The 24,419-nt window shown below is 42.2% G+C and carries 16 protein-coding genes; 11 read left to right on the top strand and 5 right to left on the bottom strand.

The genetic code is table 11. From position 1 onward, the window contains the following. Window positions 1-24 precede the first annotated feature (24 nt). Complete coding sequence (locus PSPO_RS18520) at window positions 25-525, bottom strand: GNAT family N-acetyltransferase (RefSeq protein ID WP_010559046.1); 501 nt, start codon at window positions 523-525, stop codon at window positions 25-27. An 80-nt stretch (window positions 526-605) separates the two neighbouring features. On the opposite strand from PSPO_RS18520, the gene PSPO_RS18515 reads away from it, so the two are divergent. From PSPO_RS18515 to PSPO_RS18485, 7 genes are all read left to right on the top strand, one after another. Further along, the gene (locus tag PSPO_RS18515) at window positions 606-1,145 is read left to right on the top strand and encodes a phage tail protein (RefSeq protein ID WP_010559047.1); all 540 of its coding nucleotides are present in this window, start codon (window positions 606-608) and stop codon (window positions 1,143-1,145) included. Window positions 1,146-1,158: 13 nt separating this feature from the next. After that, a complete protein-coding gene (locus PSPO_RS18510) occupies window positions 1,159-1,689 on the top strand; it encodes a phage tail protein (protein WP_010559048.1) in 531 nt (176 codons plus the stop codon). A gap of 10 nt (window positions 1,690-1,699) precedes the next feature. Then, entirely contained in the window at window positions 1,700-2,233 is a 534-nt protein-coding gene (locus PSPO_RS18505; RefSeq protein WP_010559049.1) for a phage tail protein, read from the top strand. Window positions 2,234-2,302: 69 nt separating this feature from the next. Beyond that, entirely contained in the window at window positions 2,303-3,502 is a 1,200-nt protein-coding gene (locus tag PSPO_RS18500; RefSeq protein WP_010559050.1) for a S8 family peptidase, read from the top strand. A gap of 23 nt (window positions 3,503-3,525) precedes the next feature. After that, window positions 3,526-4,860 carry a TIGR03032 family protein gene (locus tag PSPO_RS18495; protein WP_010559051.1) on the top strand — a complete coding sequence of 445 codons (1,335 nt, stop codon included), beginning with the start codon at window positions 3,526-3,528 and terminating at the stop codon, window positions 4,858-4,860. Window positions 4,861-4,870: 10 nt separating this feature from the next. Further along, the gene (locus PSPO_RS18490) at window positions 4,871-15,547 is read left to right on the top strand and encodes an Ig-like domain-containing protein (RefSeq protein ID WP_010559052.1); all 10,677 of its coding nucleotides are present in this window, start codon (window positions 4,871-4,873) and stop codon (window positions 15,545-15,547) included. Window positions 15,548-15,845: 298 nt separating this feature from the next. Further along, the gene (locus tag PSPO_RS18485) at window positions 15,846-16,250 is read left to right on the top strand and encodes a hypothetical protein (RefSeq protein ID WP_010559053.1); all 405 of its coding nucleotides are present in this window, start codon (window positions 15,846-15,848) and stop codon (window positions 16,248-16,250) included. 73 nt (window positions 16,251-16,323) lie between these two features. Here the strand turns inward: PSPO_RS18485 and cydB are convergent, their stop codons facing one another. From cydB to PSPO_RS18470, 3 genes are all read right to left on the bottom strand, one after another. After that, on the bottom strand, window positions 16,324-17,322 hold the full coding sequence (gene cydB / locus PSPO_RS18480; RefSeq protein ID WP_010559054.1) for a cytochrome d ubiquinol oxidase subunit II: 999 nt from the start codon (window positions 17,320-17,322) through the stop codon (window positions 16,324-16,326). Next, window positions 17,315-18,682: a cytochrome ubiquinol oxidase subunit I gene (locus PSPO_RS18475; RefSeq protein WP_010559055.1), complete on the bottom strand. Its 1,368-nt coding sequence runs from the start codon at window positions 18,680-18,682 to the stop codon at window positions 17,315-17,317. Before PSPO_RS18475 ends, cydB begins: the two co-directional genes overlap by 8 nt. Window positions 18,683-18,926: 244 nt before the next feature. Continuing rightward, the gene (locus PSPO_RS18470) at window positions 18,927-19,481 is read right to left on the bottom strand and encodes a GbsR/MarR family transcriptional regulator (RefSeq protein WP_010559056.1); all 555 of its coding nucleotides are present in this window, start codon (window positions 19,479-19,481) and stop codon (window positions 18,927-18,929) included. Between the two features lie 358 nt (window positions 19,482-19,839). On the opposite strand from PSPO_RS18470, the gene PSPO_RS18465 reads away from it, so the two are divergent. Beyond that, entirely contained in the window at window positions 19,840-20,844 is a 1,005-nt protein-coding gene (locus PSPO_RS18465) for a substrate-binding domain-containing protein (RefSeq protein WP_010559057.1), read from the top strand. 293 nt (window positions 20,845-21,137) lie between these two features. Here the strand turns inward: PSPO_RS18465 and PSPO_RS18460 are convergent, their stop codons facing one another. Further along, a complete protein-coding gene (locus tag PSPO_RS18460; protein ID WP_010559058.1) occupies window positions 21,138-21,635 on the bottom strand; it encodes a LysE family translocator in 498 nt (165 codons plus the stop codon). 94 nt (window positions 21,636-21,729) lie between these two features. Here PSPO_RS18460 and PSPO_RS18455 point away from each other — a divergent pair, with 94 nt between their 5' ends. The 3 genes from PSPO_RS18455 to PSPO_RS18445 all read left to right on the top strand — a co-directional run bounded on the left by PSPO_RS18455 (window position 21,730) and on the right by PSPO_RS18445 (window position 24,399). Beyond that, on the top strand, window positions 21,730-22,167 hold the full coding sequence (locus PSPO_RS18455) for an Lrp/AsnC family transcriptional regulator (RefSeq protein WP_010559059.1): 438 nt from the start codon (window positions 21,730-21,732) through the stop codon (window positions 22,165-22,167). A 247-nt stretch (window positions 22,168-22,414) separates the two neighbouring features. After that, window positions 22,415-23,281, top strand: coding sequence for a lipase family protein (locus PSPO_RS18450; RefSeq protein ID WP_010559060.1), 867 nt, complete (start codon window positions 22,415-22,417; stop codon window positions 23,279-23,281). A gap of 2 nt (window positions 23,282-23,283) precedes the next feature. Next, a complete protein-coding gene (locus tag PSPO_RS18445; RefSeq protein ID WP_010559061.1) occupies window positions 23,284-24,399 on the top strand; it encodes a DUF4785 domain-containing protein in 1,116 nt (371 codons plus the stop codon). The last annotated feature ends 20 nt before the right edge of the window (window positions 24,400-24,419 follow it).

The raw sequence follows: 24,419 nt of genomic DNA, 5'->3' as shown, positions 1-24,419 counted from the left end.
GTTTACGACATAACATTAGCGCTACTATAAAGTGTTAGGTCGCCACTCCATTAGCAGATAAACGTCATCGCGTTCTGTTTTGAGTTTGAAACCTAACCTTTCGTATAAAATGCGCGCTGGATTGTTACGCTCAACATGTACAGAGACTGGCAAACCCAACCGTTTACCGTCATCCATTACTTGTTGAAATAAATGTGTACCTAACCCCTGGCCGCGATGCTCTGGCATTAGAGCAATATCGACGATACGGATTTCGTTATCCCAATGGTCGACAAAAACTCTGCCAACGGGTTGGCCTGCGATTTCAACAATAAAGAATTTGTCAGTGCAATAGTGTTTTGTGTAATGAATGTATTGAGCCATAAATTGTTGGCTTATAAATTCATGTCGCTCTTGGGTATTAAAGTTAGTCATGGCTAATTCAGGTTCCCGAATAGAGGCATATAACGTTTGCATAAACGCAATGTCATCAGTGGTGTATTTGCGCAAATGTAAATGATCGCGCCAAGACTGTGTGGTAGTCATAATCGTCCCTAATAAATGGAAGGTTTTGTAGGCATTCTGGGTAAAATATAAAATAAAGTAAAGTTAAAAAGGAATGAGCAATGGCGGATCCTTATGTAAGTGAAATCAGAATGTTTGGTTTCAACTTTGCGCCTCGCGGTTGGTCTTTATGTGACGGCCAAATTTTACCAATCAACCAAAACCAGACACTATTTTCGTTAATAGGTACTGCGTTTGGCGGCGATGGTCGCACCACGTTCGGTTTACCTGATTTGCGTGGCCGAACGCCGATTCACCCCGGTACTGACCCATACGGCTTTCATTATGAGCGTGGGCAAAAAGGGGGCGCAGAGAATGTTACTTTAACCCAAGCCAATATGCCTACACATACGCATGTTGTGTCAGCAGCTACGGATGTTGCGGATCCTTTACCGGCTTATCAAGATGCTTATTTTTCTGTAAGTTCGGATACTAAAGGGGTTGGGACTGGCGACTCCTATAGAGCGGCTACTAATTTGGTAGACATGAACCCTGGCTTTGTTTCTTCTGTGGGCGGGAATCAATCACACAATAATATGCAGCCTTATTTAGCGGTATCGTTTGCTATCGCAATGACGGGTGTATTCCCGTCGCGTAACTAGGGAGAGAGAAATTATGTCAGATCCTTTTGTTGGTGAAATTCGTATGTTTGCTGGTAATTTTGCTCCTCGCCAGTGGGCTTTTTGTAACGGTCAGTTGATGGCAATCTCGCAAAATGACGCGTTATTCTCATTGCTCGGTACTATTTATGGTGGTGACGGGCGCTCTAGTTTTGGCATACCAGATATGCGTGGTCGTATCCCAATGCATTGGGGCACCGGGCCTGGTTTAACGCCTCGTCCAATCGGGCAAAAAATGGGTGTTGAGTCAGTCGCGTTAACTGCAAATCAAATTCCTTCTCACTCACATACCATGCAAGCAAGTACTGATTCTGTCTCTTCAGTTAACCCTACTGGTACTGTACTGGGAACTTTGGATGCGGCAGATACTATGTACACAGAGGTTGTGGACCCTAGTAAGACGGGAGCAATGGCAGGCAGCAGTGTCATGTACTCTGGCGGGTCAATTGAGCACACAAATATGATGCCATATCAGTGCTTAAGTTACATTATTTGTATCGCGGGTATTTACCCTTCACGTAACTAAGGAGATTATCATGTCAGAACCGTTTATTGCCGAAGTACGTATATGGGCAAATACCTATGCTCCACGAGGTTGGAGTATGTGCGATGGCCAGTTACTGCAAATTGCACAAAATACCGCGTTGTTTTCTTTGGTTGGCACTGCCTATGGTGGCGATGGTCGTACGACTTTTGGCCTGCCAAACTTAAAAGGCCGCGCGCCAATGCACTGGGGTACTGGTCCAGGATTGACGCCTAGGCCTTATGGCGCCTCTGGCGGCATACCTGCTGTTGTTTTAGCAGAGAATCAGCTACCGCGACACACGCATACGATTTCTGGCCAATTAGCGGCCGGTGATACGAATGAGCCTAGTAATAAGCATTTAGCTGTTGATGGTTTCCCGAATGAGAGGATTCGTAATCTAAAAACGAACCCTACCGGCACTACGACTATGTCAGCGAGCATGCTTAAAAATGCTGGTGGTGGTTTATCGCACGAGAATAGGCAACCGTTTTTAGCATTGAACTTCTGTATCGCGACAATCGGTTTATATCCTAGCCGTAATTAATTGGTTTTATCTTAGTGTGAAGAACGTTATGCTTTCTTCACACATTTGAGTTGTAAAAGTTGAAGATTAATGTTAGTCAGTCGTCGATATTTGTATTTTTTCATTATATTTGCAGGGAATGCATACGCAAACAGTATTGCCGCAGGCAATTTGAATCTAAACTTTTATAACTTTTCCATGAAGATGTTAATTGAGGGGATGCATACAACACTTCAAAGCAATGGGAAACAATATCCAATAGCTTTGAGTAGCCGTATCATAGTTAAAAAGAATAAAACGTTAAAAACTCAGCAGATAGAACGCTTGTTTCCGAATATTCGTCGTATTTGGCTTGCTTATGAAGGGCACGGCTTTGACTATGTTGTCATTGAGGTCAGCGTATATAGCGCTATGCCAAGTTTAATTGAGGAGTTGCAGTCGCTTTATGGTGTTTTACTTGTTCAGCCGGATATCCAGCAGCAAAGACAACACCATAGTACCAGTGTAAACGCGCTCATCACCAAACCACCAAACATAAGGGAAGGGCTGAAAGAGTATGATGGCACTGGCGTCAGTATTGCAATAATCGATGACGGGTTTGACCTCAACCATCCTGAATTAAAAGATGTTAACGTTAAGTTCAGCTTTGATGTAACAGATAAAGGAGTTGATGTTAGTCCTCATTTCTATCAGGAATCCCATGGAACAAAGGTGGCTGGAGTCATCTTCGCGTCGACTGAAAAAGGGAAAGTGCAAGGGATAGCCCCTAGTGCTGAGTTAATTGCTATTCGTCAACCCGATACATGGACTTCAAATACTTTGGTTAGTTTCCATCTTGCAAAATTGTTGCAAGCTGACGTTGTAAACTGTAGCTGGACATCACAGTTTTTGTTGGAGCCAGTTGCAGATGTGATTGATGATTTGAGTAAAAATGGCCGAGATGGGAAGGGAGCTGCGGTAGTGGTTTCCGCAGGGAATCAAGGTAAGCATATTTTACCGCAATCGACAGAAGCAGCTATAAAAACTGCTATAGTAGTAGGTGGGTTGAATAAAGTTGGCGAGAGACATGCCCTCAGCAATTATGGCGAAACCGTTGATTTGTGGGTCAATGCTGAGCCACAAAATACCACCGGACTAAATGGTCGATATGGGCAGTTGGGAGCAACATCGTTGGCAGCAGCAAACGTAACGGGTGTCGCTGCTTTGTTTTTGCAAAGAGAACCTGAGTTGACGGTGGCGCGTTTAGAGTCTTTGCTGAAAAATTACTTTAAAAAAAATAAATCACAATAATAAAGCTTTTAATAAGGAACTCCATGGAGCAGCTATCTCAGCAAGAGCAATATCAAGATTTGAATCTTCCTACCGATTTTTCTTTAAGTAAGGACTTTGATTATTCTTGTGAATACACAGATAACCTCCCTGTTATTTTGAAAACACTGAACATAAGTTTGGTGTTCACTTCTTATCAATCTTCTCGATTGATATTGGTGCGCAGTGATGGTGAAAACATTGATGTGAATTTTAAGCATTTTCCCCGCCCCATGGGGTTGGTCTCTTCAAACGAAGGGCTTACCCTCGGAACGTTCAGTCAAATCATTAATTTTTATCGTGAAGATGGTCTACTCGAAAAAGTTAAGCAACCGCTAGTTCCTATAGAGCGAGATATTACTGCGCCCAAAGTGAATGCTGAGCAGATCAAATCGCCTGAAGCGCAAGCCGCGGACGCTTTGGTGTTAGGTATCCTAAATGAAAGCGCTAATAACGAGTTAAATGAAATTGAACGGGCTGCACAAGATTTATTGCGTGAGCGCGCAAAACAACAGAAGAGTCAATATAAAAACTATCGTGAAGAGCAAATGCAAGCAGTCAATGAGAAAACTGATGCTTGCTATATTGCACGTTCTTCCCACTACACAGGCATGATTAATTTGCATGACATAGATTGGGGCGATGATGGCCTTTGGGTGGTTAATTCTAGCTTTTCATGTTTATGCACATTAGATGCAGATTATAGCTTTGTACCGCGTTGGAAGCCGCCATTTATCAGCGACTTAGTACCCGAAGATAGATGTCACCTAAACGGCATGGCGCTAAAAGATGGAAAGCCAGCCTATGTGACTACCTTTTCTCAGTTAGACTCTGCTGGTGCGTGGCGTGAAAATGATAAAAACGATACTGGTACCTTAATGGATGTCGCTAGCAACGAAATTTTAATAGACGACTTGATGATGCCGCACTCACCTCGCTGGCATAATGGAAAAGTCTATTTTTGTAATTCTGGCTTAGGGCAGGTCTGCAGTTACGAGCCCGCTACCAGAGAGAAAAAGGTGGTGGCTGAATTAGCAGGGTTTACTCGAGGCATGGCGTTTCATGGCGATATTTTAATTGTTGCTACTTCTAAAGTTCGTAAAAGTGAGATTCGGCAAAGTATTCCTATTGCGGAATCGGGCATGGAAACTTCAGCCAGTATTACACTAATTAATTTACTTGATAACTCAACCATAGCTCAGCTCACTTTTACAGGTGATGTTGAGCAGATATATGATGTGGCGGTATTAACAGGCTGCCACTACCCCGAATTGATAGAGCCTTCGCACCCTCGCATGCGTAACCACTTTACTCACCCTAAACTGCAACCTTTGGATTAAAGGAATGGTAATGAAAAAAGATTGCAATAATCAAATAACTAAAGTTAGTAAGTCTGTGAAAGCTGCCTTGCCTTTGCTTGCAGTCCTCGGTGCGGCTAATGCAGCGCCGTCGAGTCGGGTTTCGTTATCCAGCGCACGTAAACTTAAAAGCGAAAACGTGGTTTTTGTATCAGAAAACCCAACCAATCGAATCAGTTCACACGCTGGTAAAAGAGCATTTAATACTTTCTCAAACCAGAGAGAGCAAAAGCTTAACAAAGGCGTTGCGACTGAGGTAGCTAACACTGTCGACTACCTCAAACAAAACGGGCTACTTGCAAGTGCTGAAACGCGTCAGGCGACAACTTCTGGCGATAAGCAGGCTGGCTATAAAATGTTTGCGAGCACAACGGCTACTCGCGCTCACTGTCATACCGTCCTTGGCGGAACTTATTATACACCCACTCATGTTGTCAATCCTGGAAATTGTAACGGCACTTCTATTTATCACGCGGCGGCGGCTGCTAATGCCATTCCAACTGACATTACTCTAAATACTACATCCATTAATGATAGCGCAACGGGAGCTAATGCCACGGTGGCGACTGCAACTACGGCGGATGCTGATGGAGGTGACACGCATACTTACAGTTTAGTAAGTGATGGCTCATCAGCTAATGGTGATTGTGGGGCTACAACATCAGATGATGACAATAGTAGTTTTAACTTCAGTGGTTCGACGTTGCGAACGAACTCATCACTGGCTGCGGGCACGTATTCAATTTGTGTACAGACGGATGATAACAACGATAGTGTTGATACATTTCAAAAAGGCTTTACGATAACTGTATCCGATGTCACCCCACCCGTTGTCCAGTCAATTACGGAAAGTAGTGGCGATGATGCGACTTCGGTCGACTTCACCGTAACCTTTAATGAGAATGCCAACAATGTTACAGCGGATGATTTTACCATCACCAATGTGACGGGAGATGCAGGTGGTACTATCGACAACGTTGCTGTTTCGGTTGCTAACTCGGTGTATACGGTGACTGTGGGCACCTCTGGGGAAGGAACTTTCCGCCTAGACCTTAATGCAAGCACCAATATCACCGATGACAGTGGTAATGGTAATGGCACCAACGGCAACGTTGCCACCTATACTTCTGGCACGGCCCATACCGTTTCTTTTACCAGTGCAACCACTTCGGCAACAGCGTTTGATACAACCAATGGTACAAATTTATCCCCTTCGTTCTCGTTTGACTCAAGCGATGAAACACTAACCATAGGCAATGCTAGCCATACTGCGGGAACTGCAAATGGTGGTGGTGGAACCGATGTTTTAATCGCCGTTGATACGTGGAATATGACGGGGGTAACCGTTTCAAACTTTGAAACGATCACTATTCCTGCAAGCTCTGGCGTTACCATGACCTCAGCGCAGCATGAGTTGTTTACGACATTTACTGACAACGCGAGTCAGTCGATTACCGTTGCTTCAGGTAGCGATAACTTCAGTGGTGATAGTGCCATTGAATCGTATTCATTAGGCGCGAGCTATACAGGGGTCTTTACCTTAGGTGCTGCGGGTCAAGATGTGACCGGTGCGGATAGTGCGGCAGACACAATCAGTGTCGCAGGCTTTACCGTGACGGGCGACATTGTTGGTGGCACTGGAACGGATGAGTTGCAAATCACAACAGGTGGTAATCTCGCTGGTGCGAATTCGTTGTCTGGATTTGAAACACTTACCATGACTGGTGCTGTCACCATGACAGAAGCTCAACATGATGGCTTTTCGACAATTACTGCAGCTGGTGGAAGCGATCAAATTACCGTAAGCACTGCTAATGGCGACGCGTCGATTACCGCCAACAGCGGTGTTGAAACATATGTACTCAGTAGTGGCATGACCGTTAGCTTTATGACTACCTCGCAAAACATAACCGGCAGTAGTAGTGATGATATTTTCGAGTTTACGGGTACCATTTCTGGAGGAACATTGAATGCCAGCGGTGGTACAGACACGTTAAGCCTGCCGCTATCCGCAGATATTTCAGGTGCGACTGTTTCAAGCTTTGAGAACCTTACTCTTGCAAGCGGCGCAAGCGCCACGCTAAGTGCAGCACAGCTGTCGCAATTCTCGGGTACCGTTACTGCATCGGGGACAGAAACGGTAACCATATCAGGCGATGGTAATTTCTCAACTCTTAACAACATCGAAAATTGGCACGTCGGTGATGATACGACAAATACACGTACTGTAACGATTGCTCATACAGGCGGCTATGTTACTGATTTTTCAAGCAACGATGCGATTACCTTTAACCTTGGCACGCTTAGCTATACAGGTTCGTTAAATGGTGCGAATACCAATGACATTCTGCAGATGGGCAACGGCAGTAGTATTGCTAACGCGGGTATAGATACGACAAATATCACAAGCTTAATTGTTGACTCTGGTGCGTCAGTTACCATGACAGAAGCACAGCATGATGGGTTTACAGGTACTGTAACTGCTTCTGGCACCAACCAAATAACGATTAGTGCCGCAACCGATGGATTTACCGCTAATGCGGACATTGAGACCTATGTGCTTGGCGCAGCGAATTCGGTGACACTGGGTACCTCTGGTGGTTCATTGACGCAAAATATTACGGGAAGTTCTGGCAACGATACCATTACATTAGGCGCTGCAACGTACTCAAGCGGTGTGCTTAATGGTGCTGGCGGAACGGGTGATACCTTAAGTGTTGTGGACAGTACTAATTTCTCAGGTGTTTTATTAGGCGGCATTGAAAACCTAACGTTAGCATCGGGTGCGACGGTTTCGATTGATGCATCTCAATTGGCTGGGTTTACAGGCACTATTACAGCAGCTGGTTCAGAACAACTCAATGTCTCTGGTGACGGTAACTTTACGACCTTAGCGAATATCGAAACTTATTCAATCGGTGACGATTCGACGAATACGCGTACTATCACGATTTCAAATGCGGATCACAGTGTAAGTGCAACTACGGCTAATGATGCGATTACCTTTGACCTTGGTACTTTAACATTTACAGGTACACTCGTTGGTAATGGCACTACGGACGATACCATATTGCTTGGTAATGGTGCGGATATTACCGGAGGAACACTCACTAATATTGAGGTGTTAAGCCTAGAATCTAACGCTACCGTGGATATGACGGCAGCGCAGTATGCTGCCATACAAGCAAAAACCATCACAGCAGCTGGCGCTGAGACCATTAATATTTCTGGTGATGGCAACGTTACTATTAATAGTACGACCGTAGAAACATATGATTTTGGTGACGATTCGACCGATTCCCGTACCATCAACTTGGGCGCAAGCAATAGCAACTCCTTTACGGCGAATTCTGCATCTGATGCCATTACGTTTGACATTGCCACATTTGACTTTAGCGGATCTTTAACGGGCAATACTGACGTTGCAAATACGTTTGTTTCAGATGGCGCAAACGACATTGCAAGTGCCACAATTAGTGGATTTGCAAATCTAACGTTAGAGAACAGTGCTGACCTTGTTTTAACGCCAGCTCAGCTTAATGGCTTTAGTGGCATTATTACTGCTGCAGGCACTGATACGCTGACCTTTTCAACGACAGGCAGTGTCACAGGCGGTAATTTAAATGCCATTGAGGAGTTTGCTACAGGCTCTGGCGGTGGCATTACCGTTACTATGGCTGCGGCAGATGTAAGTAGTAAAACGCTAACAGCAACGACACCTGCTAGTGACGGGTTTACAATCACAGGCTCTACAGGTGATCAAACAATTAATGGAAGTGCTGGTAGTGATAACCTATCCGGTGGTGCGGGTGCTGATACAATAGCACCGGGTGCTGGTACAGATAGTATGACTGGTGGAAGCGAAAGTGATATTTTCTCTGGTTCAAGTTCTGACTTAAATGGTGACACGATAGTTGATTTGGCTAGTGATGATTCAATTCGTCTCACTGGGATAGTTGGTTTAACGACATCTAATGTGCGCTTTAATGGCGCTGGCACATTAGAAATTGATACTGATGCTACAGACTTTAGTAGCGTAGAAGTTTCTCTAAACTTAACAAATAGTGCTGGAAATGACTTATCTGTCCTAGCGGTCAGTGACGTTGGTGGTGACTCGCTAATAACCTTTGAACAAAGCAATAACTTACCATTGTTTAATAATCTAGATGGCAGTTCCGCGTATACCGAAGGCGGAACAAAGCAGGTACTCGATGCTAATGTTACGATTAGTGACGTCGAATTAGATGCACTGAATTCATCTCAAGGTAATTATACAGGCGCTTCATTAACTATTGCTCGTAATGGCGGTGCAAATACAGATGATGTATTTAGTGTACAAGACGGCTCTCAGGTGGCAGTCAGAGGTAGTGACATTACAAATTCTATTGGTGATAAGTTTGCTTCATTTAGCTCTACGTCTGGCACATTAACGGTGACATTTAGCGGTGACTTATCAACGCCTACAACCGTATTGGTTAATGAAGTGCTGCAAAATATCACTTACAGCAACGGATCTGATGACCCTGATGCAATCGCTACATTCGATTGGGTATTTAATGATGGTATCGCAAATAGTTCAGGAGCAAACCAAAGCTCAGTAATTATTACCGCTGTCAATGATGCGCCCGATGATATTACGGTATCTAGCACTACAGTTAATCAAAGCGCGACGGGGACCACAACAAACATCGCAACCTTGTCAGCCAATGATCCCGATGACACGCCAACAGCGTTCTCGCTTGTCACTGCCGGCAGTTCCGGTAATGGGTTATGCGCTGGTAACGCGGGTAACAGCTCATTTACCATTAGTGGCAATAACTTACAAAGCACTGCAGCGCTGGATGCAGGCACCTATCAAGTTTGTCTTCAGGTGTCGGATGAAGATCCAAGCTCGCCAGAGACCTATCAAGAAAGCTTTATGATCACCATAGCGGACGACGTGGCACCCACCATTACGGAAGTCACGCCAGTTGCGAACCCAACTAACGATGCGACACCAAGCGTGACCTTCAGTTCAACTGAAGCAGGTACGATTATTATGGGTGGCTCGTGTAGCACCGCGACGACCACGGCAGTGGTTGGCAACAACATCATTACGCTCGACTCAGATGGTGCTGGTGGTGCACTCGGTCATGCGACCTTTAGCGACTGTACTATCACAGTAGAAGACGCCGATACCAACCAAAGTACGCCGTTATCGCTTACTAGCTTCACTGTCGATACGATTGCACCGACCTTAGATACGGGCAATTCGCTGCCTGTGGATAATGCAACAAACATCGCGGTGACAGACTCGTTATTGCTGTCTTATGATGAAAATGTGTTACTTGGTGTTGGTGAAACCATCACCGTGTTTAACGTATCAAACAACGCGGTTCTTGAAACGTTTACAGCAAGCTCTACAGCAGCGGCAACAGGCTCTAATGGTGGTACCATCGCGGTCAGTGCTGCTCAAATAACTATTACCCCAGGAGAAAACCTACCCGCAGGTACTGACATTGCGGTGAGGTATGGCTCAAGTACTGTCATAGATTCTGCGGGCAATTTAGCGCCAGCAATCAGCGATTCAACGACCTATAACTTTGTTACCTTACCTGAGCTCAGTATAGCGGCTTCTCCTTCTACCATTACAGAGACTGCGGTTACTGCAACCTTTACCGTGTCGTTGCAAGACGGAGATGGCGACCCATTTCCAGCAGATGGTAACGTAACCATGACAACCACAATTGATGGCGCATCGACGGCGACAGGTGGTGGTGTTGATTTCAACCTCTCAGGAACCACAAGTGGTGGAAGCTTTCAGATAGACAGTGGTCAGAGCACTAACACATTTACAGTGACGTCGGTTGATGATGGCTTGACGGGTGAAGCGCCAGAAACCGTGATAATAAATATATCGGGGCCTAGTGGTAATGCATTCATCTCTAACACATCAAGTGCGTCACTCACGATAAGTGAAAATGAACTGCCAGTGATTTCAGGTTTACCCACAAGCTTATCGGCAACCGAAGACACAGAGAGTAACCTCGATTTATCTGCAGTGAGCTTTAGTGATGGTAATAACAGCAGCCTTACTATTACATTAACGGTCGCAAGTGGCACGTTGTCATCGCCATTAGGTACATCTGGAGGTGTATCAATATTAGGTAATGGTACGGCTAGCTTGACACTCTCGGGCACAATTAGTTCGCTAAATAACTTTATCACTAATACGAATGCGATTGCAGTGACACCGGTCCAAGACGACATCAATGACATAGCACTGAGTATGGTAGCAAACGATGGCACTACAAACGGGAATACTGCGAATAGCACCATTAATGTTACCCCCGTGAACGACAATCCTATTTTGATTTCCACCTTCACCGGTGAGTTTGATATGACAGGTTCAGGTGGTGGCACTAGCACCTTCACTGAAACCGACAACGGCATCACAATGACGGTGAGCCTCGATAGCGGCACTTGGACCAATGACGCCAGTGGTGGCGGCAGTTCAATTGGGAATTCAATTTACACTGGCGCAACCGGGCCAACACTCACTACGTTCAACTTTGACCGTGCGATTGACGTCAATTCTTTCTTACACTTTGTGAATGGCGCTGCCGATGGCGGCACATTCACTTTTGATGTGACCTCAGGCACAGGCTCTAATGTCACAGAAACGGGCGCAAACGTCGCCAGTGGTGTGACTATTACACCGACTGATTGGACGAATGTAACTGCCTTTACCGTCATCAATGGTGGTGGTGCATTTAACCCAGCCTTTGATACCTTGGCATACACAGGCAATTTAACATTACCAACAACGCTTAGCTTTACCGAAGAAATTCAAGGTAATGTAGATCTCTCTGATTTTTCTTTTGCTGATGTAGACGATGTATCAATTACACTTACCCTAAACGTTACAGGTGGCACCTTTGGTACGCCAGCGGATGGTACAGGCGTGGGCAGTGGTGTGACAGGAACCTTAGTCTCACCGACCAGTATCACCCTTGTTGGTTCACCTGCCGACGTTACCACCTACCTTGATACCACAAGCAACATTACCTTTGCCGGTGACCTTGATGTACAAGGCACAGGTTCGGGCAGCTTAACGATTTTGGGTAACGATGGCGAAAGTGGAGACATTCCGCTCACTACTTTAAGTATTGATATTACCAATGTGAATGATGCACCGACCATCACAGGCACACCAATTACATCTGTGAATGAGAATCAAACATATAGCTTCTCACCTGTCGGTGATGATGTAGACGGAGATGCGTTATCATATAGCGCAACTGGTTTACCAAATTGGGCGAATATCAGCTTGTTGACAGGTGCGATCACTGGTACTCCGAGTTTTGATGATGCAGGTACGACATCTAATATTGTCGTGTCGGTTAGCGACGGTCTATTGAGCAGTTCGTTAGCGCCATTTAGTATTACAGTGAATAATGTAAACAATGCTCCTGTTGCAAATGACGATAATGTTTCTACGCTTGAAGATACGAGTGTTGCGTTTAACATAATTGCAAACGATATTGACGACGAAGGGCTGTTGTTAGCTTCATCCGTAAATATTGTTAATCAGCCAAGTAAAGGTATGGTTACCGTTTTAAACGGAGTGATAAATTATGCGCCAAATGAAAATGTTAATGGTTCGGATAGCTTTACTTATACCGTTAAAGATCAGTCTCAAAATACGTCAAACATTGCGAACGTATTCATCCAAATCACATCAGTAAACGATGCACCGTCAATTTCCGGTTCGCCTTTAACGACTATAAAAGCAGGTCAAATGTATCAGTTTGTGCCTACCAGCGACGATATTGATAGTGAAAATTTGACATTCACAATTCAAAATAAACCAAGTTGGGGGTTATTTGATCAAAATGTAGGAAGCTTATCAGGGGGCCCTAGCGATAATGACATTGGTTCTTACGAAAATATTGTTATCTCAGTAACTGACGGCGAACTTGCTGCGTCACTTCCTGCATTTAATATTTTGGTCAAAGATGGAAATGAAGCGCCAAACGCTAATAATATGCAGGTTGTTATAAATGAAGATGAAGCTATATCGATAATTCCAGATATTAGCGACAACGAAGATGATACATTAACCACTTCAATTGAATCGCCAGCTAAATTCGGTACCGTTGAACTCCAAGATAATGTATTTATCTATACACCTAATCAGGATTACTTTGGTGAAGACACGTTTACCTATAGTGCATCTGATGGCAAGAAGACATCTAACATAGCGAGTGTTGCTATTAATGTTAAGCCCGTTAATGACTTACCAATAGCTGTTAATGACGTTATTTCATTACCCGTGACTGAGTCTGGTGTGTATACCATTAATGTGACCAATAATGATACTGATGTTGAAGATGACGTAGTAACTTTATCCGGTGCTGATGCGAATATTGGTCAGGTAGAATTAGTTGAAAACAACATTCAATTGACATTATTACCTTCGATAAATTCACCAATTACCATTAATTATCGAGTACGTGATTCAGAAAAAGCTGAAGCAAACGCATCAGCAATAGTCACGTTAACTGACGGAAATAACAATGCTCCAATAATTACCGTGCCGGAAGACGTCATTATTGATTCGACTGGGTTGTATACAAAGGTAGATTTAGGCGCCGCAACGGCAGTGGATAGCTCAGGTAATCCTGTGTCGGTATCGCTTGTTGAAGGTCGTACTTTCTTCAGACCTGGACGCCATGAAGTGTTTTGGCAGGCTACTGACAGCCAAGGCAATACCTCGGTTGCATTACAGAATGTTGTTGTTAACCCACAGGTCTCATTAAGTAAACCATCGGTGATGAGTGAAGAGCAAACAGGCAATGTATTTGTTCATTTAAATGGTATAGCGCCTAGTTATCCCCTTACTGTTAATTTCAGTATTAGTGGCTCCGCTGATAGTAATGATCATAACTTAGAAAGTGGCCGTGTAATCTTTGATAAAGGTGTTGTAAAAGCTATTCCTTACACCATTTTTGCAGATGGAGTAAATGAGGGCGATGAACAAATCGTTATTACACTATCTGAGCAATTAAACTTGGGAATTCAGTCCTCTACAACGATAGACATTGTTGAACGAAACGTTGCGCCGCGGATAACGCTTCATGCCTTACAAAATGATGAGTTACGCACGTTAATAAGTAAGCAACAAAGTGAAGTGGTTATTAAAGCGACTGTTTTTGATGCAAATTACCAAGACACTGTAAACTATACATGGTCGTCTAACGACGGGATTGAAAACGTCAGTGATACTGAGAGTGAATTTAGATTCATACCTCAGGCATTAGATATCGGCGTTTACACGATTGGGCTTATTGCAAGCGATAATGGTGAGCCAAGTTTATCGACATCTGCATCGATTTCGTTAGTGGTCGTTGAAAGTCTTCCCGAACTAACTACTAAAGATACCGATCGGGACGGCGTTGCCGATTTTGCCGAAGGGTACCAAGATAGCGATGGTGATGGCATTGCTGATTACCTTGATGCAATTGATGCATGCAATGTGTTACAAACTAGCGCTGATGAGTCATCTCAATTCTTGCTAGAAGGCGATGCGAGCTTATGTTTGAAACGTAATTTAGTGATTACGAATGCACAATCAGGAGGCGCTGCGGTAGCGACTAGTGAGCTTATAGAAGACTCTAACGCCAAAAACATCGGAGGAATATATACATTCGAAGCAACAAACCTTGATCAAATGGGTGATGTAGTCAGAATTGTCATTCCTCAGAGTATACCTGTACCAAAAAATGCCGTTTATCGTAAGTTAATAGCGGGGGAATGGGTCAACTTTATATTAAACGCAAATAATGAAGTACTTTCTGCACCTGGTACGCTAGGATACTGTCCTTCGACTCGTGACGCGCTATGGCAGCCTGGTTTGATTGAAGGAAGCTTCTGTATTCAATTACGAATTGAAGATGGTGGACCAAATGATGCTGATGGCCTCAAAAATGGACGTGTAACTGACCCAGGTGGGGTTGCAATACCTTTGAGTGATAACAATTTTCCAGTTGCGAACGATGATTTTGTTAGTGTTAAAATGGGCGACTCAATCATCATTGATGTACTTGCAAACGATGAAGACATTGATGGTGATGCTCTTACTATCACATCAGCTGATAGTGACTTCGGAACCGTTACAATTAATGACAATAAGCTTCAATATCAGACATTACCGGAATTTTTCGGTATTGCGAATGTTGGCTATGGTATAAGCGATGGTCGTGACGGTACAGATTATGGAAAACTTCAGCTCATTATCAGAGCTAACAGTGCACCCGTTGTAACTAACTTATCATTAGAGACTAACGATACTACCGATATTGTTATCCACCTGGCTGAAAATATGAGTGACCCTGATGGCGATAGCGTTAGCTTACTTGAGGCTAACGCTGAGTCTGGCTCGATTGTCATTGATAAAGCGGCTAAAACGATAACGTATAAACCTCAAAAAGGATTTGTAGGCGAAGACATCATTATGTATAAAGTGAGTGATGAGCTTGGCGCTTTAGCTGAAGGAACAATTACTATTAGTGTAAGCAAAACACCGGACGTTGTTAAGCCCGAAATGCCTAAGAAAAAATCATCAGGTAATTTAAGTTGGTTACTCCTTTTTGTTTCGTTGTTATTTGTAGCACGAAATAAAAAATAGGTACCTTAAAGCCAGCCGTTATGGCTGGCTTTATTATTTACGCAAAGTAAATTAATTCTGCACCAACTACTTTCAATTAAATACGACACAAATTTGATCATAAGATGCAAACGTAGTGCACCTATCTCGCTTGTAAATCTTTAATTATCTGATAGTGCGACAGCTGTAGACAGAGTTTACCAGTAGTTATTTGTATTTATGTTTTGAACGATTTCAAATCTTAACATTCATTTTCTTGAATCTAGATATTCTTTAACGTAGAGTAATTTTTGTCTTATTTTTATACGGAAATTCTATTATGTTAAGAACACTAACCCTTTCACTTGTTGCACTTTCTTCACTTACACTTGCTGGTTGTGGTTCTACACCGCCAATTCAAGCACAAGAAAAAACCATTGCGTACCAAGGTAAGACTTACGTTTTTGGTGGCCAGTACGACACTAAACGAAATGAAGTACAACTAACGGTAAATGGCGATCCGGTAATGAAAGGTCGTTTTCCTCCATACACGCCAACACTTAACTTAAACACGAGCTATCAAGAAGTTAATGTTTCTAGCTATTGTTACTTTAGCTCTGTGCTGAATGAAAAAGGTGGTGTATTTGGTGCGGTAGCGGGCGCTATTCAGTCATCTAATTCAAAGTCAGGCGACAAGTGTGACGTTAAAATTGCCGGTGAAACGGTTGAAAGCCTATATTTCTAATAGATTTATTATAAGTGTGTAGCCTAGTCGCTACACACTTACTTTAAAAACTGATCTAATAACTGAGTCTAATTTAATAGTAGCGAAGTTCGTCCACCTTTCCCCAAAACACTCTGTAAGAGAATGCGGTGTAGGCCAAAATAGTAGGCACCACAATTAACGCCCCCCATAACATAAAGTTAAGTGCTTCAGGTGCTGCTACAGCTTGCCAAATTGTTAATTTACCCGGCACAATCTCAGGGAAAAAGCTAAATGCTAAGCCGAAAAATGATAGGGTAAAAATCAATAGCGCAAAAAAGAATGGTAGGGCTGCACCAATATTTGGCTGTTTAGCTAAGCGCTTTAGTACAAACCAACATAGAACAAAGAAGCTTGCACAAATAATCGGAATGGGAATTAAGATCAGTGCATACGGAAAGTCGAACCATTTTTGATAGATCTCTGGTGAAATAAGTAAGTTAACCAGTGATACCAGCAATATACCAATAAACGTAATAACAACCGTTGATTTACAATGCGCTATGGCTTTTTGTTGCAAATCGCCTTCGGTTTTCATAACTAGCCATGCACTGCCAATAAAGGTATAAGCCGCTGAAACTCCAATTGCACTTAAAAGGGCAAAACCGTGCGCTTCTAAGGTGTTTGAAAACCCCATAACATACAAACCGAGCATATAACCTTGCGCCAGCGAGGCGAGCAAAGAGCCTGATTTAAACACCGTATCCCATTTACGTTTATGGGCAACAATGGCTTTGGCTCTAAAATCAAATGCCACACCGCGCATAATTAAGCCAATCAACATAAATGTACACGGGATATAAAGTGCTTGAAAGACAATACTGTGTGCAGTTGGAAACGCAATGAGTAAAAGGCCAATCGCTAATACTAACCAGGTTTCATTAGCATCCCAAAACGGTCCTATTGATGCAATCATGGTATCTGCCGATGTTTCATCGTCTAGCGGCAGTAAAATCCCTACACCTAGATCGTAACCGTCTAAAACAGCGTACATTAATGTTGCAAGGCCCATTAGGGATACAAAAATAATTGCCAGAGTTGCTTGATCAAACATATGCATTATCCCCTTTACTCGGTAATTGTTTTATAGGCTTTTCGCTCATATCAAATTCTTCAATTTCAACGGCACGGCGCGCCATTAGAAACACTGTATGTAGATAAGCGACTAACAAAATGGCATAGGTAGTTAAATAGAGCGCTAAGCTAAAACCAACATTTGCAGGCGCAATTTGTGTTGCAGCGTCAGACACTTTTAGCACACCGCTAACTAGGTAAGGTTGTCTGCCTATTTCAGTTACATACCAGCCAGCTAACGTCGCTAACCAACCTGAGAATGTTAAGCCAACAAGAATACGCATTAGCCATGTGGGTAATTGGCCGCGTTTTTTAAGGGTATAGGTTGCAAACCAAGAGATGGCGATCATCAGTAAACCTAGGCCAACCATTATTCTAAAGCCAAAAAATACAGGTTTAACTGGCGGATGCTCACCTTTAAATTGATCAAGCCCCTTAATTTCACCATCAAGCTCATGGGTAAGAATAAAGCTTGCCATGTTAGGTATGCCAATTTCAAAATGATTCGTTCTGTTTTCTTCATCAGGAATTGCAAATAGCAGTAAAGGTGCCCCTTTTTCGGTTTGCCAAACACCTTCCATTGCCGCTATTTTTTGTGGTTGATGTTCAAGCGTATTAAGACCATGTAAATCACCAACAAATGCTTGTAACGGTGATAAAATTGCCGCCACAATAACCGCTACTTTTAATGTTAACTTTGGTGCTTGTTTATCGTCTCCTTTAAGTAAACGATAGCAACTCACGCCAATTATCATAAAGCTTGCCGTTAAGCCCGAAGCCAAAAGCATATGCGCTAAGCGGTACGGAAAACTTGGATTAAAAATTACTGCAAACCAGTCGGTTGGGTAGGCTATTCCATCGCGCATCTCGAAACCGGTTGGTGTTTGCATCCACGAATTTAAACTTAAGATCCAAAATGCTGAAAGCGTGGTGCCGATTGCTACCACTATACAGGCTAAAGTATGTACTTTTGGTGGCACACGTTTAATACCAAACAGCATGATGCCTAAAAATGTCGCCTCTAAGAAAAATGCAGTTAATACTTCGTAGCCTAATAGTGGCCCCGCGATGTTTCCGACTTTTTCCATAAAACCAGGCCAGTTGGTACCAAACTGAAATGACATGGTAATACCGCTTACGACGCCAAGGGCAAATGAAAGGGCAAAGATTTTTACCCAGAATCGATATGCGCGCATCCAAACCGGATTGCCTGTCATATCAAACCTGACTTTAAAGAAAACTAAAAACCAACACATCGCGATGGTTATAGTGGGAAATAAAATGTGAAAACTAATGTTGGCAGCGAACTGTATGCGTGAAAGCATTAACGTATCCAACATAAACGACCCCCAAAGAATAGACGTGCTATTTATCTACTGTTTTTTGAAACATGGATTTGGTTGGCAAATTTTAACGTGTACTGATTGGGCTGAATTTGCCATTGTATACGAACAACAAAGGGGAAATTGAGCCTTATAGCACCTTGCTTATTAATTGCTATACTTCTTCCGGTATTCAATAAAACAAAAATTAAATAGCAACACGACGACATATGCACTTTTACAGTGCGCACCAAAAAAGCGGTTAATTACTATTACCGCTTTTCAAAACTTTATCTTTAAAATCGAGTACTTTAACAACGCCAGAGCCGAGCTTCATAAGTGTTGTTAGCTTCTCAGGACTCATGCTTTGTAACTCACTTGCCCAAACGGTGATGGTTTCAAGCAAGTCATGCAACTCAGACATTTTGTCCTGTGCATACGCTTCTTCTGCGTTAGCCGGTTCATCAATGATTGAAGCGCGCAAAAGAGATAGGGTTGGGTCCATCTCTCTTTTTCTGCGCTCTTCAAATACCCGGTTTGCTAATTCCCAAATATCGCCAGCGGGTGCATAGTAATCTTTTCGGTCACCAGGTTTATGAATTACCGATACTAGGCGCCACGACTGTAATTCTTTGATTGCCATACTAACGTTACCGCGCGAGATATTTAAGGTTTCTGATAACGAAATTGCGCTTAGAGGTTCTTCACTCATTAGCAATAAACCCATGATTTGACCGATTGTGCGGTTAAATCCCCAACGGCTGCCCATTTCGCCGCAATGCATTACAAAACTTTCGATTTTTGGTGTTAGTAACATTCTAAACTTTCAATAATTTCTGAAACTTTAAAATATACTAATCCCATCATTGATATAGATCAATCTTTTTATGCGTTTAAATTGTTCGTATTTGGATTGAAAAGTGAATAATCGAATTGATTTAAGTGGATTTATTTTAATTGTAATAAATGGGTAATGTCTGTCAGGCATTCTTTTGCAACATTATACTGGCACCTATTATCATTGCAGTTTTATTTTTGTGCGTTTTTAACGCTACTTTTGATTGGTTATTATTCAAAAATGAATGAAAGTTAAAAAAATCGTAAATAACTGTTTAATTTAACACAATGATGCTTCTATACTGAGATTGTATTTTAAATTTATTGTAGTCATCTCCATGCGGAATAAAGCACAAAATAGTAGTTTTTGGTTGTTGTTTTTATTCAACTTATTTTTAGTTTTATTTAGTTTTACCAGTAATGCCAGCTACACAATTGGTGTTATCGGTAAAACCAAAAATGATAGTTTTTATATCCAATCATTTAAAGGGTGTGAGTCTGTCGCTAAAAATCACTCAGATTTACGATGTATTTACGAAGGCGCTGATGACTTTCAAGATATTCGTGGTCAAACGCTCAAAATTAACCGACTGATCGAAAGCGGAGTAAATGCGTTACTCATTTCGGTTACTGATTCTGATTACTTAGTAAATGGTGCCCTTAAGCGAGCATTTGAGCTTGATATTCCAGTAATTACCTTTGACTCAGACTTGTTACCGCAACATCATGATTACCGTTTAGCGTATGTTGGTACTAATAATTTCGATTTTGGTGTTGCCCTAGGCGAATACGTTAAAAATAACGTTAAACACACAAACACTGTGTGCCTGCAGTCTGGGCATCCATCTACGCCAAACTTAAACCAGCGAATCAAAGGTGTGCGCCATGCGTTAAGTGGCCAAAGCTTACAGCGTTTGAATGATGGCTACCAATGGCAAGAGCATGAATTATGCCCAGTTTACAGCTTGGGTAAACGAGGCCTAGCACTTAGTCAGTTAGTAGGTAAGATCAAACTCGATGCGCCGCCGGTTTTTATCGCCGTAGCGGGATTTGCTCAGTTTAATCCACGTTACATTGACCAGCTTAATCAGTTTAAATCTAAGATTAAATCAGGTGATATTGTGATTGTCTCGGCCGATACCGAAGAGTTGCAATTAAGTGCATTATCTAAGGGGCTTTCCACAGTCAATATTGGCCAAAAACCTTTTGATATGGGAAAACAGGGCGCCGAATATTTGTATCAGTATTTAAAACACAATGTGAAACCTAAGCAAGAATTTACTTATTTAGGTTTTCACTATTGCGATAAACAGAATGTTGATACATGTACCGTAAACTATTAAGGGGTTTTGAACGTTAATCACTATCTTCAAACTTGTTTATTTGCTTTAGAAATAAACTAGAACGGTTATCGCTTTAGTTAACAAAGCTAAACGCCAAGAAAACGCTGTCAGAAAGTCCAAGTCACCCGTTTGTTCTGTTGTTATTTCTTCATGCTTTTAATGTATTATGCTCAAAAGCGCCAATACACCTTTAGTCACTAGGGATTAAAGCATAGGTATAACCGATACAACCAATAGTGCTGCCATAAGCCAATTAAACAAACGTATTTTAATGGGTGAGGCAATAAGTTGCTTTAAACTTTTCCCAATACTAACCAACAGCCAATAGACGGTAAGTTAATAAGTAAAAACACCCCACTTACTAACATCACAGATTGTAGACTTTGATCACTGGCATACACCGCATTAACACTTAACGCCATTGTCCACGCTTTAGGGTTGACCCATTGAAAAAGCGCAGCTTGCATAAAGGTTAATGGTTTCGCATCCGATGCGACTTCATCAATAGTATGGTTATTCGCGATTTTGTATGCAAGGTAACATAAATAGACGATGCTTACCCATTTTAATACGGTGTAACTTGCAGGGAAGGCTTGAAATAACTGACTTACGCCAATTCCCACCAATAGCACCATCACGCTAAAACCAATGGCAACACCTAACAAATGCGAAATCGAACGGCGCAGACCAAAATTTAACCCTGAGCTTAATAACATTAAGTTATTCGGGCCTGGGGTGATAGATGAAACAAAACAAAATGTTATTAATGCAATAAGTAATTCAGTATTCATAGTGGACTCCTTTTTTAATAGAGTAATTTACTTATTGCGCAATTTGCTGTTTTATATTGTCTAATAAAATTAATTGGCACAATAAAATTTAGATATGGATAAATTTAACGAACAAATATTGTTTGAGTTATCGCGCGACAGTAGTTTGACCAATATTCAATTGGCTGAGCGAATTGGATTATCGCCATCGGCATGTTTACGCCGGGTACAAGAGCTTGAGCGGGCAAAGATTATCACAGGTTATAAAGCGACCATTGATACTGAGCAATTAGGGATCGGCTTTAAAGCATTTATTACGGTGGGCTTGTCGGTGCATACCAAAACAGCGCAAACGCAATTTGAAGAGGCAATAACGCTTTCAAAAGAAGTGCTTGAATGCCACAACGTAACCGGTGCGTTTGAGTATATTTTAAGAGTCGAAACCAAAGATTTGAAAAGTTATAAGCAATTTCACACCAATGTGTTAGGTGATATCGAGCAGGTCGCGACCATAACGACCCATGTTGTAATGGATTCCGTTAAAGATAGTTAGTGGATTTAGCGTCTTTTCTTAGTAAAACAGTGTGTTATCCACGTCAAATTTAATACAAACGATTCGTTTAGCTATATCAAATGGTTATGAATATATAACCCAGCTTTCATATTTATGTAATAACAATCGGCTTAACAATACCGATTGTTAATAAAGTGTAAAAAAATGTTGTAATTGTACCTAAATTGGCTATTTTGTGATCGGAGGTCACTCCTCCGATCATAAACAATAATTAGGAACACACAGTATGAAAATAACGAAAATAATAGCTTATGCGGTGTTGTTGTACGCAAGCACGCCTCTTTGGGCAAGTCATGGACTGGCCTTTATTCATGGGACTGGAAGTCAAACAGATGCATATAATGACTACTGGACAGCTGAATTTGTAAACTCAGTGAGGCAAGGGTTAAGTAACACAAACAATTACACGGTGATCAATTGCGATTTCGATCGCTATATGTGGGATACGCGAGCATCTGGCTGTTTGGCAGAGCAGCTCACTAACTTTATAAATAGTAAAAACATTACGTCCTTAACACTCATTACACACTCAAATGGCGGTAATGTTGTGCGTTGGATTTTATCTAATCCAACCTGGGATAGCCGTTTTGTCACTATTATAAATACGGTCAAAAAGACAATCGCGCTTGCACCGTCGTCTGGTGGTACACCATTAGCCGATGCGGTAACCGCAGGTAATTCATTTGAAACAACCCTTGGCTGGATCTTAGGTTACGACAGTGACGCGGTGAAACAGCAGCAAGTTGGTTGGATGGCACATTACAATCAAAATTGGTTATATGGTACGCCTAATCGACCGGCACTTAGTTCTGCATTTGAGGCAGTTGTAGGTAGTGATGTTGATTCGGCAATTTGGGATGGTGATAGTTACTGTGGAGGCTATCAATATCAAGTGGCGCTAGAGGTTACACAAAACTGGTTAGATGATTGCTCAGACGGATTCTTAGAGTGTAGTTCGCAATCGCTTGCGGGCAGTGTGTGGTTTAAAGATAAAAATAAAACACGTGGCAGTGAGCCTTTAAGTCATCATCAAAGTCGTCGTAAATGTTTCAATTTAGATGGCCTACTACGCAATCGAATTACGGAGATCTAATTATGAAACATTTTACTGTATTAACGCTTTTTGCAAGCTTACTATCGGCGTTTTCGCTCCATGCTGAACCGGTTGTATATCAGTTTAAAAAAGTACAACCAGCTGTTGAGCAGCCGTTACTGCAAGCATTAAAAAGCGATGAATATTGGATGACAATATCTGGCAAAGCGCTTAAGCAAGGTGTTGAGTTGCCGTTGTCTGCTCAGAATAGTTTTGTTCGAGTTGCGCCGAAATTTGATGTTGCAAACACACAATTTGTTGAACCGCTTGATGTTAGTGCATTGTCGTTAACACCAAATTCTAAAGTGTTAACAAAGGGCAATCGTGCACAGGTAGAACAAGTGTTTGCGCAAAAAGAAATGAACGATGCAGGTTTTAGTGATGGCAGTGTAGCGCTAAAGGTAAAGTCGCAACACGCTTTGCAACAACTAACGCTAAAAACAAATCAATATCTGATTGATGATGCGAAATATCTAGTACACGTAAAGGAAAAGCACAGTGATGTTGTTCTTGCCGTTGCAGCGAATAACCGTTCTATTCAAAGTGCAAATAAACTGGCATATCAATCGCTTTCGTTTACTGATAACGTGACTCAAATCAAAACGATGTCAGCTAAACTGATTAGCCCAACAAATGAAAAAGTAACGGTAGATATAACCAATAACCACTTTAATTTTGATAAAGCACTGGCGTATTTTGGAGCAATCAATGGCCTGTATGAGCTTGAACTTCAAATTGATGCAGAGCGCGCTAATATGCCAGTAAAGCGTTCGCTTAAAATTCCATTTGTTAATTTTAAACAAACTGCAAAGGCGTTACCTAATGTGACATTTAGTGCGTCGAAATCGCATATTGAAGCTAAGGTACCATTGATGGTAAATGATGCGGGGCGTTTTAGTTTGCAAGCAACGTTACAAGGTAGTAATGATGGGGTACGTTTTTATGATATAGCCACGGTTGAAATGGCAAAAGAGTTAAACGGTGACGATTCACTGTCGCTACCATTTACCACTCAGGCACGTTATTCGTCTTATCGTTTAAACAATATGGTACTGAAAGATCAAAGTCGCTTATTAGTATTACAAACACCTCAGAAGTTGTTTCGTCCATCAATTTAATGATGTCAAAATACGCCAAC

The sequence above is a fragment of the Pseudoalteromonas spongiae UST010723-006 genome (genome assembly GCF_000238255.3).
In the GTDB taxonomy this organism is placed as follows: Bacteria; Pseudomonadota; Gammaproteobacteria; order Enterobacterales; family Alteromonadaceae; genus Pseudoalteromonas; species Pseudoalteromonas spongiae.
This window is presented reverse-complemented; position numbering and strand designations above follow the sequence as displayed.